At 59.8% G+C, this 13,381-nt stretch carries 12 protein-coding genes; 9 read left to right on the top strand and 3 right to left on the bottom strand.

The window, feature by feature from the left end; genetic code table 11:
- Positions 1-608 precede the first annotated feature (608 nt).
- The 8 genes from D109_RS0130215 to D109_RS0130250 all read left to right on the top strand — a co-directional run bounded on the left by D109_RS0130215 (position 609) and on the right by D109_RS0130250 (position 9,345).
- The gene (locus D109_RS0130215) at positions 609-2,276 is read left to right on the top strand and encodes an AMP-binding protein (protein ID WP_017480203.1); all 1,668 of its coding nucleotides are present in this window, start codon (positions 609-611) and stop codon (positions 2,274-2,276) included.
- A 31-nt stretch (positions 2,277-2,307) separates the two neighbouring features.
- Positions 2,308-2,751 carry a hotdog fold thioesterase gene (locus tag D109_RS0130220; protein ID WP_017480204.1) on the top strand — a complete coding sequence of 148 codons (444 nt, stop codon included), beginning with the start codon at positions 2,308-2,310 and terminating at the stop codon, positions 2,749-2,751.
- Positions 2,752-2,849: 98 nt separating this feature from the next.
- Entirely contained in the window at positions 2,850-3,659 is an 810-nt protein-coding gene (locus D109_RS0130225) for an alpha/beta fold hydrolase (protein ID WP_017480205.1), read from the top strand.
- On the top strand, positions 3,656-4,510 hold the full coding sequence (locus D109_RS0130230; protein WP_017480206.1) for an alpha/beta hydrolase: 855 nt from the start codon (positions 3,656-3,658) through the stop codon (positions 4,508-4,510). The genes D109_RS0130225 and D109_RS0130230 overlap by 4 nt, the downstream gene beginning before the upstream one ends.
- Before the next feature lie 102 nt (positions 4,511-4,612).
- Positions 4,613-5,431 carry a DUF4892 domain-containing protein gene (locus D109_RS0130235; protein WP_026078317.1) on the top strand — a complete coding sequence of 273 codons (819 nt, stop codon included), beginning with the start codon at positions 4,613-4,615 and terminating at the stop codon, positions 5,429-5,431.
- A gap of 73 nt (positions 5,432-5,504) precedes the next feature.
- A complete protein-coding gene (locus tag D109_RS0130240) occupies positions 5,505-6,566 on the top strand; it encodes an AI-2E family transporter (RefSeq protein ID WP_017480208.1) in 1,062 nt (353 codons plus the stop codon).
- A 245-nt stretch (positions 6,567-6,811) separates the two neighbouring features.
- Entirely contained in the window at positions 6,812-8,080 is a 1,269-nt protein-coding gene (locus tag D109_RS0130245) for a hypothetical protein (RefSeq protein WP_152416430.1), read from the top strand.
- Complete coding sequence (locus tag D109_RS0130250) at positions 8,053-9,345, top strand: hypothetical protein (protein WP_017480209.1); 1,293 nt, start codon at positions 8,053-8,055, stop codon at positions 9,343-9,345. Before D109_RS0130245 ends, D109_RS0130250 begins: the two co-directional genes overlap by 28 nt.
- Positions 9,346-9,385: 40 nt before the next feature.
- Here D109_RS0130250 and D109_RS0130255 read toward each other — a convergent pair whose 3' ends face one another.
- Positions 9,386-10,426 (bottom strand): cell wall metabolism sensor histidine kinase WalK, encoded by a 1,041-nt coding sequence (locus tag D109_RS0130255; protein WP_017480210.1) that lies wholly within the window; start codon positions 10,424-10,426, stop codon positions 9,386-9,388.
- On the bottom strand, positions 10,426-11,190 hold the full coding sequence (locus tag D109_RS0130260) for a response regulator (RefSeq protein ID WP_026078318.1): 765 nt from the start codon (positions 11,188-11,190) through the stop codon (positions 10,426-10,428). The genes D109_RS0130255 and D109_RS0130260 overlap by 1 nt, the downstream gene beginning before the upstream one ends.
- Before the next feature lie 290 nt (positions 11,191-11,480).
- Between D109_RS0130260 and pyrF the strand changes: the two genes are divergently transcribed.
- Entirely contained in the window at positions 11,481-12,179 is a 699-nt protein-coding gene (gene pyrF / locus D109_RS0130265; RefSeq protein ID WP_017480212.1) for an orotidine-5'-phosphate decarboxylase, read from the top strand.
- Positions 12,180-12,318: 139 nt separating this feature from the next.
- On the opposite strand, the gene D109_RS0130270 is transcribed toward pyrF, so the two are convergent.
- Complete coding sequence (locus D109_RS0130270; RefSeq protein ID WP_017480213.1) at positions 12,319-13,326, bottom strand: NADP-dependent oxidoreductase; 1,008 nt, start codon at positions 13,324-13,326, stop codon at positions 12,319-12,321.
- Positions 13,327-13,381: the final 55 nt, after the last annotated feature.

Here is a 13,381-nt window from a genome sequence, read left to right on the forward strand (position 1 = left end):
GGCTTGAGTGTTAAAAGCAAAGGCAAGATCCAGAGCGGAAGCAGAGCTGCTTTTCTGTGGGAGCGGGCTTGCTCGCGAAAAACCTGAGAGCGCCGCGTTCATCCAGAATGCCAGCGTCATCGTTAACGACCTTCGCGAGCAAGCCCGCTCCCACATTTGGACCGTGCCCGCTTTAGCTTTTGATTGTGCTGTTGCTCTAAACACTCAAGCCGGCCGGTAGGCCGCTGTGCTCTTGCTTTTGATCTTGATCTTAGGCGCCCCGTTAAACCACGCTGGCCGAACGCAGGCTTTGGAGCGTGGGTAACCCGGCAGGACGCCGGGTTAGCCGCGCTGGGCCAAGGATGGCCCATCGCGGCGGCCCACGGTCCAAAGCCGGAGTGAGGGCACTCCGAGCCTAAGCGAGGAGCCGAGTGGTGGGGCAAGAGCGTTTTGCTTACTTTTGCGCTTTTCAAAAGTGAGCCGCTGTAAGAGCGGAACCATAGGCGGCCGTTACCTAAATAACGGATATACCCCCAAACAGCAGAACTTGCACCCCCCGCGATCCCATGAAATAGTCCACCCAAGCAAGTGCTTGGTTGGCGATCATCGGAACACAAAGGAGCGCGTCCATGTCTGTCGCTTTTCGTTTGCCGTTGCAGATCTTCTTCGAACGTGAAGCGCGACACCCGCGCCAACGGTTTCTGGTCCAACCCATCAAAGGCGGCGAGGTCCAAACCCTCACCTGGGCCGAAGCCGGCCACCAAGCCCGTTGCGCCGCCCACTGGCTGCGAGCCCGCGACTTGCCCCAGGGCTCCCACATCGCCCTGATCTCGAAAAATTGCGCCCACTGGATCATCACCGACCTCGCCATCTGGATGGCCGGCCACGTCTCGGTCCCGCTCTACCCTAATCTCACCGCCGACTCCGTCGCCCACGTACTCGAGCACTCCGAAGCCGCGCTGGCATTTATCGGCAAACTGGACGACTGGCCCGCCATGTCCGCCGGCGTAATGGCCGACCTGCCCACCATCAGCCTGCCGCTGTGCCCCGAAGGCGAATTCGACTTCACCTGGGCCGACCTGCAAGCCTGCTCACCCATCCAGGACAACCCCGCGCCCGCAGCATCCGATCTAGCCACCATCATCTATACCTCCGGCACCACCGGCCTGCCCAAGGGCGTGATGCACAGCTTCGGCGCCCTGGCTTTCGCGGCCACTCGCGGCACTGAATTGTTCGGCCTGGGGGAGGGTGATCGCCTGCTGTCCTACCTGCCGCTGTGCCACGTGGCCGAGCGCATGTTTGTGGAAATGGCCTCGATCTACACCGGGCAAACCGTATTTTTCGCCGAGAGCCTCGACACGTTTCTCACAGACCTCAAGCGCGCCAGGCCGACAGCACTGTTCGGCGTACCGCGCATCTGGACCAAATTCCAGATGGGCGTCTACAGCAAAATCCCCGCAAGCCGCCTCGACACCTTGCTGCGCCTGCCCTTCATCGGCAAACGGGTCGGCCATAAAGTGCTCGCCGGGTTGGGCCTGGACGCTGTGCGCGTGGCGCTCTCCGGCGCTGCCCCCGTGCCCGAAGCCCTGTTGGCCTGGTACCGCAGGCTCGGCCTGGATGTGCTGGAGGTCTACGGCATGACCGAAAGCTGCGGCTATTCCCACGTGTGCCGTCCCGGCGAGCAGAAACTCGGCTGGATCGGCCCGCCATGCCCGGACGTTGAAGTGCGCATCGGTGACGACGGCGAAGTCCAGGTGCGCAGCGGCGCGACCATGCTCGGTTATTTCAAGGACCCGGTGAAAACCGCCGAAACCATCACCGCAGACGGCTTCCTGCGCACCGGCGACAAGGGCGAGCAGGGCGCCGATGGCCGACTGCGGCTGACTGGACGCCTGAAGGAAATCTTCAAGACCAGCAAAGGCAAATACGTGGCCCCGGCGCCGATCGAAAACCGCTTGGCCGAGCATGCGCGTATCGAACAGGTGTGCGTGGTGGGCGATGGCTTGAGCGCGCCCATGGGCCTGTGCGTGTTATCGGTGGTGGGCCTGCAAGATGCCGATGGACAGGGGCGGCAGGCATTGCAGGGCAGCCTCGAACGCTTGCTGGAAGAGGTCAACCAGGCTCTGGATAAACATGAGCGCTTGCGCCAACTGGTGGTGGTGAAAGACAGTTGGGCGGTGGAAAACGGTTTCCTCACGCCCACCTTGAAGATCAAGCGTAACGTGATTGAAGCCGTTTACGGGCCACAGTTCATGGCTTGGAGCGAGCGCTCCGAAGCCGTGCTGTGGCAGGATTGAGCACTGACATAAAACCAATAAGGACCGATCAATGAGCCGGTGGCGCACCCAACCCAACATCGAACAACTCAATGCGAGCCAGAAAAACACCATCGGTGAAGTGCTGGATATCCGCTTTGAAAGTTTTGACGACGAGTCCCTGACCGCCAGCATGGTGATCGACCACCGTACCCATCAACCCTACGGCCTGTTGCACGGCGGCGCGTCGGTGGTGCTGGCGGAAACCGTGGGCTCCATGGCGAGTTACCTGTGCATCGACGCCAGCAAGTTCTACTGCGTGGGCCTGGAAATCAACGCCAACCACCTGCGCGGTTTGCGCAGCGGGCGGGTGACGGCGGTGGCCAAGCCGATTCATATCGGACGCACCACCCACGTATGGGACATCCGCCTGACCAGCGATGAAGGCAAGGCCAACTGCGTATCGCGCCTGACCATGGCCGTGGTGCCGCTGGGCGAGACCCCGCCGGCCCGATAGGCGTGGCGTGAGTGTCATCATTCCTGGCAGTTACAGTCATTGCCGTGACTGCCCGGTCTGGGGAGAATCAACACTCTGTTTACGGTGATGGATCTGGTATGTCGCAGCACGTGTTTTTTGCTCACGCCAATGGCTTTCCTTCGGCGACCTACGGCAAATTGTTTGCCGCCCTGGCCCCGGAGTACACCGTCGCGCATTTGCCGCAACACGGCCATGACCCCCGATTTCCGGTGGATGACAACTGGCAGAACCTGGTGGACGAACTGATCCACCACCTTGAGCAACAACCGGAACCGGTGTGGGGCGTGGGCCATTCGTTGGGTGGCGTGCTGCACTTGCATGCGGCCATGCGTTGCCCGCAGTTGTATCGCGGGGTGGTGATGCTCGACTCCCCCGTGCTGACCCTGGCGGATCGCTGGGTGATCCGTGCGGCCAAGCGCTTCGGCTTTATCGACCGGCTGACCCCGGCGGGTCGCACCCTGGGCCGTCGTGAAGAGTTCGCTGACCTGGCGGCAGCGCGCCAGTACTTCGCCGGCAAGACCCTGTTTCGGGGCTTTGATCCCGACTGTTTTGATGCCTACCTGCAACACGGCCTGGAGCAGGTGGGCGACCGCCTGCGTCTGCGCTTTGATCCGGCCACCGAGATCAGCATCTACCGTGGCGTGCCCCACACCAGCCCCGGCCAGGCCCGGCAACTGAAGGTGCCACTGGCGGTGGTGCGTGGTCGGCAGAGCCGGGTAGTGATGCGTCACCATGCCAGCGGTGTGGGCCGCATGCCCATGGGCGAAATGCTGACCATGCCCGGCGGCCACATGTTTCCCCTTGAGCGCCCCCAGGACACCGCCACCTTGATCAAAAACCTGTTTGCCCGCTGGGAAGCTCGCCAGCGCGAGCGCAGTTGCGCATGACTGCGCCTGTCGAAGAAGTCCGCCTGGCGCTGCCGCACATCGAGTTGGCGGCGCATCTGTTCGGCCCTGAAGACGGCCTGCCGGTCATCGCCCTGCATGGCTGGCTGGACAACGCCAACAGCTTTGCGCGCCTGGCGCCGAAACTCCATGGCCTGCGCATCGTCGCGCTGGACATGGCCGGCCATGGTCATTCGGCCCATCGTCCCGTCGGTGCCGGTTACTCCCTGTGGGATTACATCCACGATGTGCTGCAAGTCGCCGAACAACTGGGATGGAAACGTTTTGCATTACTTGGCCACTCCCTCGGCGCCATCGTTTCCCTGGTGTTGGCCGGCGCCTTGCCGGAGCGCGTAACGCACCTGGGATTGATTGATGGCGTGATCCCGCCGACCGGCACCGCAGACAACGCCGCCGAGCGCCTTGGGATGGCGTTGCAGGCGCAATTGAACCTGCAGGACAAGCGCAAACCGGTGTACAGCACCCTCGATCGTGCGGTGGAAGCGCGGATGAAAGGCGTGGTGGCGGTCAGCCGCGAAGCCGCCGAACTGCTGGCCCAGCGCGGTCTTATGCCCGTTCCGGGCGGTTACACCTGGCGCAGCGACAGCCGTCTGACCCTGGCTTCCCCGATGCGTCTGACAGAAGAACAGGCGATGGCTTTCGTCCGTCGAGTCGGCTGTCCGACACAGCTGGTGGTCGCTGAAGACGGCATGCTGGCGAAACATTCCGAATTGCTTTCCGGGCTTCCGTTCCAGGTGACCACCTTGCCCGGTGGCCATCATTTGCACCTGAACGACGAGTCAGGGGCTACCCTTGTTGCAGACTGTTTCAATCGGTTCTTCTCCACGTCTTGACTTGGCGGGGTCAACTGCCGAGGCTGGGCGGATCGAAAGGGAGTCAACCATGAACGATCTCAACACCGCAGCGCACCCCAATGGCCAGGGCGCGCTCATCCGATGAGTATGCCGAAGGGATTTATCCGTATTCTGGGGCTGTGCTGTTTCAGCCCGCTGGTGTTTGCCGCCGACGTGCCGGGTAGCCAGGACTTGCCCGCCGTGGCCCGTCAGGTCGACGCGCAGATCGTAGACTACCGCCCCGCCGAAGATAAAGAACGCATCTACCCGCTGGGCTCGATCCGCAAGATCAGCGGCCAGTTGCGCTATGAAGCCCAGGCCACCGCCCGTGGGCTAAACACCGCCATCACCTACGAACTGCCCGCTGAACACACCTCCAGTGCCGCCTTTACCGCCACCCGCGAAGCCTTGCAGGCCCAGGGCGCGCAGTTGCTGTTCTGGTGCCAGGCCCGCGATTGCGGCGAAAGCAGCCTGTGGGCCAATGAAGTTTTTGGTAACGCCAAGCTGGTGGGCGCCGACGGCCAACAGGAATACCTGTTGCTACGTCTGGCAGCACCTCAGGACAACTCCCTGGTCGCGCTGTACGGTATCACCCGGGGCAACCGCCGGGCCTATCTGCATGTAGAACAACTGGACGCCAGCGCACCGCTGGGCGACTTGTTGCCGACGTCCGCCACGCTGCTGCGGGAGCTGAAAAGCACCGGCGAGCTGGACTTCCCCAAGCTGGGCGCCAAACCTGACGCCACCTGGCTCACGCTTATTTCCCGTGGATTGAACCTGGATGCCACCCTGCGGGTCAGTTTGACCGGGCCTACTGCCGAAGCATGGCGCCAGGGCTTGATCGATCAGGGCGTACGTGCGGCCCGCCTGGAAACCGGCACCGCCGAGGCGAAGGGTTTGCACCTGCATCTGATACGCTGACCGTTCCAGGGCGAACGGACCCGCGCCGTTCGCCTAAGCTCTTCCTCTTACAGACTTCTTTTCGAGAAACCACATGCTCAATAACGATCGCCTGCTGGTGCAGATCCTGCTGCTGGTGTTGTTTGGTGCCAGCTTCTGGGTGATGGCGCCGTTCTGGTCGGCGCTGTTCTGGGGCGCGGTACTGGCGTTTGCCAGTTGGCCGGTGATGCGCCTGCTCACCCGCTGGCTGGGTGGGCGCGAATCCCTGGCGGCCGGAATCCTCACCCTGGTCTGGATGCTTCTGGTGGCGTTGCCGCTGGTGTGGCTGGGGTTCAACCTGGCTGACCATGTGCGCGACGCCGTGGGCCTGATCAAGGATATTCAGGTGGATGGCTTGCCTGCGGCGCCGACCTGGCTGGGCTCCATTCCGTTTGTCGGCGAGCGGTTGGTGGCGATGTGGGACAGCATCGACCAGCAGGGCGCGGCGCTGATGGTCACGTTGAAACCTTATCTGGGCCAGGTGGGCAACTGGTTACTGGCTCGCAGTGCGCAGATCGGTGGCGGCATCCTGGAACTGACCCTGAGCCTGGTGTTCGTGTTCTTTTTCTACCGGGACGGGCCGCGCCTGGCGATGTTTGTCCATCGTCTGCTGGAGCGGTTGATCGGCGACCGTGCGGGTTACTACATCGAACTGGTGGCGGGTACGGTGCAGCGGGTGGTCAACGGTGTGATCGGCACCGCAGCCGCCCAAGCGCTGCTGGCGCTGATCGGCTTCTGGATTGCCGGGGTGCCGGGAGCATTGGTGCTGGGCATCGTCACGTTTTTGCTGAGCTTGATTCCCATGGGCCCGCCGCTGATCTGGATACCGGCCACCGCCTGGCTGGCGTGGAAGGGCGACTACACCTATGCGGTATTCCTGGGCGTGTGGGGCACGTTCATCATCAGCGGCGTGGACAACGTGCTCAAGCCGTACCTGATCAGCCGTGGCGGCAACCTGCCGTTGGTGATTGTGTTGCTGGGGGTGTTTGGCGGGTTGATTGCGTTCGGCTTTATCGGCCTGTTTATCGGCCCGACATTGCTGGCGGTAGCGTATAGCCTGTTGACGGATTGGAGCGCCAGCCAGGCTCAGGTGCGGCGGGAAGATAAAGCCGGATAACTCGTTGCAGATGAGCTTTTTGTGGCGAGGAAGAGTCCTCCGCCCACCACTGGGTCCCCCCCCCCCTTCAGGTGTCTTGGCGCGAGCACGACGTATTTGAACTTCGATCCTGGAAACAATATGTAATGCGTTAGGTTGGAACAAACTCCTACGTAAAACTCACCCATGGATGACGAATGCTTCTGGCGAAATCGCCAGGTACTTAGTGCATATTCGGCAACTCCTCCATAGGGTGATGACTGATCATGATGGCCAATTTAGGCAACTTTCTTGCACGCACAAATCAGATGCTGCCTCCTCCGCCCAGTCCGGTACCCGTTCAACAAGGTCACCGACCAAAAACAGATATCCCCGAAACGTTTGTCAATGGCTCTGGATCCAATGGCGACCTGACACAACGTACATCCGATGCCCATTCGACAGACCCGTCCAAGGGCGTTGACTTTGCTGCTAAATCCACAGGCTCAAGTGATACGCCTGTGCGCCTGACAGAGAATTCAGCGGGTTGGGTTAGTTACCACCACGGTATTAATCTGGCTGAGGCGATTGAACCCGGTTCCTCAAAACGGATGACGATCGATGAGTTAATAGCGCTACCTGCCAAAATGAGCGAAGAGGCGGTTACTGAAGAACAGGAGTTGTTTCTTGCCTCTACACGAGTGGGCCCCACGCTGGAGTGGGCTGTGGCGAACGGCATTATTCCCAAAAAAACGGACTACAATCAGGAAGATATTTACGCAGCAGCAACGGCACTCGAAAAATATCAAGACAAGCTGGCAGCCGCACTGACGAGCCTAACGACGCCAGTACCGATGAGAAAGAACTATTATATTGGCACACAATTAGTCTCACCCATCCGAGGGCATTCGGACCCAGACAATAAAAAATACCCAGTTGCTATCTATGAAGATCAACGCTTTATTGATGATTTCAAGGCTGACTTGAAAGACAAAAAAGAGGCGTACGCTACTATTATTGGACAGTTGCTTTCTACCATTCCTTTGGCCGGTGAGGTGACGTTCTATTCGCTGCAGCCACCAGGCACAACGGGTGATCCGGACCGCAGCACCTTTCTGATCAAAACGGAGCGTGACGGAAAGCAGGTTTATTATGAAGTCAATCCTGGGCTGGGGATCGCCCAAGAGCGGCCAGAACTAAAGGATGTATTTAATGGTAGGAGCGTTATCGGTCAGAAGCAGTTGCGTGATGGAACGTTTTCTGATGAGTATTTCGTTTGGGAAAAGCCAAACATACAAAGTAATCGGTACCGACCGAAGGTGGAACTTCGCGGCAAGGCCGTGTCGGATTATAGTGTATTTTCAGCAAAAATATATACGCCCGAGGTGCTTGAGCATTTTCCGAGCCTCGATGCGCACTCTTCTGATATGTCAACCAGTTTGCAAGCGCAGTTAAGCCGAAGACGCCATGAAATAGCTAACGGTTTATCCGATAATTTTTTTATGTCAATGAGTTGGACTTGTTGCACATGGCAAAAGAGGACCCGGATCGGGTAACTCAGGCTGAGAAAGACGACAGAGAGGATTATCAAACGTTTCGCGAAGATAGGGATAAGCGCCGAGAGTTCTTGAAAGGCCTTGTGCCTATCTGGCGTAGTATTGAAGCCTTTGTGAAAGGCCAGCCCATTGAGGGGGCTGGACTTATTTTGATCGATATCCTCTCTTTTGCACTTCCCATAGGAAAAGTGGCCTCCGGCTTGGTAAAGGTTGGAGTTAAAGGCGCTCAAGTGGTGTTTAAGGCTGCGCTTTCCAAGTTCTCAACATTAGTAAAGAAGGTGATTGGTTTTAACAGTAAGGCCGGCGTACAGGGAATTAAATGGGTAGGAGGAGTGCCGGGCATAAAATGGGGCGAGGCGGCAGCCGGGCATGCCGTGAAGGGCCTTGAGCAGTTTAAAGTGAATTCCTCTGCGCTCCTCAAAAGTACAGCCGGTATACGGGAAATTGAGCTTAATGGAAGCAAGTATTTCGCCGCTGGCAAACCGGATGCCGGCGACGGTGTGCATTACCTGTTGCGGGTGCCAGACCCTAAGGATCCATCAAAACTGATTAGCAGCGGTAAGATCGCTAAGCCGGATGACGTCGGTATCTGGAGCCGAAGAGGGGAAACCGGCGGAGGAAAAAGTGACTCTCAGCCTTCAAGCCGATCAGGAAGTCGGGTTGAAGGAGATCCTGTAGTGACGTTATCTGAGGGCAAAGGCAGCTTTTCTGCTGAGGCTGCTACTCCCAAGGGCGCACCGATTGCCATAAAGAAAACCATGCAAGAACTTCAGAAACTTGATGATGGTGTATTTATATTTACTGACTATACCAAGGGCGGCCAAAAGCGCCTCAATATACTTTCCCACGGAAAGACGCTGGGAACTCACGGCGGAGATACAAAACTGGCAGCGGCCAATCTGCGTAAAAAATTAATAGAAAAAGGTATTGATCTTGAAAGTTACGACAGGGAGCGAATACTTGCATGCTATTCGGGTAGCAATGACACGAAGTCTTTCATTACCCACTATCAAAAACTTACGAACAAACCCGTCAAGGGATACGATGGGGTAGTAACAACAAGTATGACACCAGAGAGCATCCAGAAAGATTTCGATACGGCCGTGGCAATATATGGGGATGAGCACAAGGCAGCGCAAGCAGTTGCGGAAAACTACGCCCACAATAAAATCTTCACTCAATCGAAGGAACGTTCTTTCTCACCCTTTTCACGGCCTTTCAAATACTGGCTATTCCGCTACAAGCCGATCACGGTGGGTGGGTGACAGCCGTCATCACTTTTGGGGCCTTAGACCCGCTTTATCGCTAGGGTGCCCTCGGCAACCATATCACCGCCGTCAGGCCGCCGCCCGGCGTTTCTTCCAGGCTCAACCTTCCGCCCAGGCGTTCCACCGCTTCCTTGGAAATCGTCATTCCCAAGCCTACGCCGCCGGAGTTCCGGTTGCGCGAGCCTTCCAGCCGATAAAACGGCTCAAATACCGCCTCGCGTTTATCCGCCGCAATCCCCGGCCCATGGTCGATCACCTTGACCACCAGCGCCTGTGGGCTGTCCGCCAGCTCGATGCGCGCCGTGCCGGCATAGCGCAGGGCGTTGTCGATCAGGTTGTTCAGGCACGAGCGCAGGGCCATCGGTTGCACTTGCAGCGGCGCGCATTCACCACTGCATTGCACGTCGGAGCCGCGGTCCTGGGCGTTTTCACTCAGGGATTCTACCAGCGCCTGCACATCCAGCCAATGCCGGGTTTCACTGGTGCGCTGCTCGTGCAGGTAGCTCAGGGTCGCGTCGAGCATGCCGATCATGTCATCCAGGTCCTGGCGCATCTGGCCCTGCAGCTTGGTGTCTTCGATCTGCTCCAGGCGCAGCTTGAGCCGTGACAGCGGCGTGCGCAGGTCGTGGGACACAGCGCCCAGCATGCGGGCACGCTGGGTGACCTGTTCGCGGATGCGCTTTTGCATCAGGTTGAAAGTCGACGCCGCTTGCCGCGCTTCCCGCGGGCCGGACTCGTTCAACGGCGGGCTATCGAGGTCCAGGCTCAGGCGCTCGGCCGCCGCGCTCAGGCGCTGGATCGGTCGACTCAGCAGTTTGGCGCCGTACCAGGCGGCGATGATCAGTGAGAAAAACTGGAAGGTCAGTGGCACCACCGGTCCGCCGAACCAAGGGCGGCGGTGCTGCTTGGGCATTGGCGTCAGCGTGCCGTCCGGTTGCTCGATGAATGTTTCGTGTGGCGGTGGCGGCGGCGGGCCGTAGTGGTGGAACCAGAAAAAGGCTAATACGTGCGCCAGCACAATCGCCACCAGCAACACACCGAACAGCCGCCCGAACAGGGTGTTGAAGGCGTTGCGCATCAGCCGATATCCCGGGCGTCGAACAGGTAGCCTTCACCGCGCACAGTCTTGATCAACTGTGGAGCCTTGGGGTCATCCCCGAGTTTTTGCCGCAGGCGCGAGACCAGCAGGTCAATGCTGCGGTCAAAGGCTTCGATGGAGCGACCACGGGCCGCGTCCAGCAATTGCTCGCGGCTCAGCACCCGGCGCGGACGTTCGATAAACACCCACAGCAAGCGGAATTCAGCGTTGGACAGCGGCACCACCAGGCCATCGTCGGCCACCAGTTGGCGCAGTACGCTGTTGAGGCGCCAGTTATCGAAGCGGATATTCGCCCGTTGCTCGGTGCGGTCATCCCGCACGCGACGCAGGATAGTCTGGATGCGGGCCACCAGTTCGCGGGGCTCGAAGGGCTTGGACATGTAATCGTCGGCCCCCAGTTCCAGGCCAATGATGCGGTCGGTGGGTTCGCAGCGGGCGGTGAGCATCAGGATCGGGATGTCCGATTCAGCCCGCAGCCAGCGGCACAGCGACAGGCCGTCTTCGCCCGGCAGCATCAGGTCGAGCACCACCACGTCGAAGGTTTCGGCTTGCATGGCCTGGCGCATGGCGGCGCCATCGGTCACGCCGCTGGCGAGGATATTGAAACGCGCCAGGTAATCGATCAGCAGTTCGCGGATCGGCACGTCGTCGTCGACGATCAACGCGCGGGTGTTCCAGCGCTTGTCTTCACCCACAAGCGAGCCATTTTGATCGTCATTCAGCACAGGAGTCAGGGTTTGCATGGTGCGATCATCTACCTGGTGGGCCGCCGGGCCGAGGATCGGCGGCGAGGTTGTTGCGTTCAGCATAGGCGCCCAGCACCGGGGCTGGAAGTTCTGTACGGTGGTTCACGTGTGCGAGGCTAATCTTCGGGGGTATTGCAGGCATGTCGGGAATGTATCTGTTTCGACACAATTGCCCGGGAGCCCGCAATCTGGCGGCTAAATCGCGAATTACCGATCATCGGATCCCGCAAACGCGCAGCTTGCGCTACAATCCGCGCCGATTTCGACTTGCCTGAGAGCCCATTCCAATGTCCGTCTGCCAGACTCCTATCATCGTTGCCCTGGATTACCCCACCCGTGACGCCGCACTGAAACTGGCTGACCAGTTGGACCCCAAGCTTTGCCGGGTCAAGGTCGGTAAGGAACTGTTCACCAGTTGCGCCGCTGAAATTGTCGGCACCTTGCGTGACAAAGGCTTCGAGGTGTTCCTCGACCTGAAATTCCACGATATCCCCAACACCACCGCGATGGCGGTCAAGGCCGCCGCCGAAATGGGCGTGTGGATGGTCAATGTGCACTGCTCCGGCGGTTTGCGCATGATGGCGGCCTGCCGTGAAGTGCTCGATCAGCGCAGCGGCCCCAAGCCATTGTTGATTGGCGTGACCGTGCTGACCAGCATGGAACGTGAAGACCTAGCCGGCATCGGCCTGGACATCGAGCCACAGGAACAAGTGCTGCGCCTCGCGGCGCTGGCGCAAAAGGCTGGCCTGGACGGCCTGGTGTGCTCGGCGCTGGAAGCCCAAGCGTTGAAGACCGCCCACCCGTCGCTGCAACTGGTGACCCCGGGGATTCGCCCGGCGGGCAGCGCCCAGGACGACCAGCGTCGCATCCTGACCCCGCGCCAGGCCCTGGACGCCGGTTCCGATTACCTGGTGATCGGTCGCCCGATCAGCCAGGCGGCCGATCCGGCCAAGGCGCTGGCGGCGGTGGTTGCCGAGATCGCCTGACTAAAGCGGCCACGGTCTCTGTGGGAGCTGGCTTGCCTGCGATAGCATCGACTCGGTATCACTGAAACACCGAGTCGCCTGCATCGCGGGCAAGCCCGGCTCCCACATTAACCGTGTGTGCAGAACGATCTGCGGTGTGTCAGCTGACTTTCAGTACCAACTTCCCAAAGTTCTCACCGTTGAACAGCTTCATCAGTGTCTCCGGGAACGTCTCCAGTCCTTCGACGATATCTTCCTTGCTCTTGAGCTTGCCCTGAGCCATCCAGCCGGCCATTTCCTGCCCGGCAGCGGCAAAATTCGCCGCGTGGTCCATCACCACAAACCCTTCCATCCGCGCACGATTGACCAGCAATGACAGGTAGTTGGCCGGCCCTTTGACGGCTTCCTTGTTGTTGTACTGGCTGATGGCACCGCAGATCACCACGCGCGCTTTCAACGCCAGGCGGCTGAGCACGGCATCGAGAATGTCGCCGCCGACGTTATCGAAATACACGTCTACACCTTTCGGGCACTCGCGCTTGAGGCCGGCGTGCACGTCTTCGTTCTTGTAGTCGATGGCCGCATCAAAACCCAGCTCATCCACCAGGAACTTGCATTTGTCGGCGCCGCCGGCAATGCCCACCACGCGGCAGCCTTTGATCTTGGCAATCTGCCCGGCAATGCTGCCCACCGCACCGGCCGCTCCGGAAATCACCACGGTGTCCCCGGCCTTGGGCGCGCCGGTATCCAGCAGGGCGAAATAGGCGGTCATGCCGGTCATCCCCAGTGCCGACAAGTAGCGCGGCAACGGTGCGAGTTTCGGATCGACCTTGTAGAAACCCCGTGGCTCACCGACGAAGTAATCCTGCACACCCAGGGCACCGTTGACGTAGTCCCCCACGGCAAATTTCGGGTTGTTCGAGGCGATGACTTTGCCCACGCCCAAAGCGCGCATGACTTCGCCGATACCTACCGGCGGAATGTAGGATTTGCCCTCGTTCATCCAGCCACGCATGGCCGGGTCCAGGGACAGGTATTCGTTATGCACCAGCACCTGCCCGTCCTGGGGCGTGCCCACCGGTACTTCCTGGTAGGTGAAGGTGTCCCGCGTGGCAGCGCCGACCGGGCGTTTGGCGAGCAGGAATTGGCGGTTGGTCTGGGCAGTCATGGCAGGGACTCTTGAGAAGTGGACCTTGAGTGATAGACCCTTCGAGCCGCACCGG

The sequence above is a fragment of the Pseudomonas sp. PAMC 26793 genome (assembly GCF_000313235.1).
Lineage (GTDB): Bacteria > Pseudomonadota > Gammaproteobacteria > Pseudomonadales > Pseudomonadaceae > Aquipseudomonas > Aquipseudomonas yamanorum.

Bases quoted from the DNA above. Each gene is read 5' to 3' on its own strand.
- D109_RS0130215 (WP_017480203.1), top strand. From the start codon at position 609: ATGTCTGTCGCTTTTCGTTTGCCGTTGCAGATCTTCTTCGAACGTGAA.
- pyrF (WP_017480212.1), top strand. From the start codon at position 11,481: ATGTCCGTCTGCCAGACTCCTATCATCGTTGCCCTGGATTACCCCACC.
- D109_RS0130235 (WP_026078317.1), top strand. From the start codon at position 4,613: ATGAGTATGCCGAAGGGATTTATCCGTATTCTGGGGCTGTGCTGTTTC.
- D109_RS0130270 (WP_017480213.1), bottom strand. From the start codon at position 13,326: ATGACTGCCCAGACCAACCGCCAATTCCTGCTCGCCAAACGCCCGGTC.
- D109_RS0130260 (WP_026078318.1), bottom strand. From the start codon at position 11,190: ATGCAAACCCTGACTCCTGTGCTGAATGACGATCAAAATGGCTCGCTT.
- D109_RS0130255 (WP_017480210.1), bottom strand. From the start codon at position 10,426: ATGCGCAACGCCTTCAACACCCTGTTCGGGCGGCTGTTCGGTGTGTTG.
- D109_RS0130230 (WP_017480206.1), top strand. From the start codon at position 3,656: ATGACTGCGCCTGTCGAAGAAGTCCGCCTGGCGCTGCCGCACATCGAG.
- D109_RS0130225 (WP_017480205.1), top strand. From the start codon at position 2,850: ATGTCGCAGCACGTGTTTTTTGCTCACGCCAATGGCTTTCCTTCGGCG.
- D109_RS0130245 (WP_152416430.1), top strand. From the start codon at position 6,812: ATGATGGCCAATTTAGGCAACTTTCTTGCACGCACAAATCAGATGCTG.
- D109_RS0130250 (WP_017480209.1), top strand. From the start codon at position 8,053: ATGGCAAAAGAGGACCCGGATCGGGTAACTCAGGCTGAGAAAGACGAC.
- D109_RS0130240 (WP_017480208.1), top strand. From the start codon at position 5,505: ATGCTCAATAACGATCGCCTGCTGGTGCAGATCCTGCTGCTGGTGTTG.
- D109_RS0130220 (WP_017480204.1), top strand. From the start codon at position 2,308: ATGAGCCGGTGGCGCACCCAACCCAACATCGAACAACTCAATGCGAGC.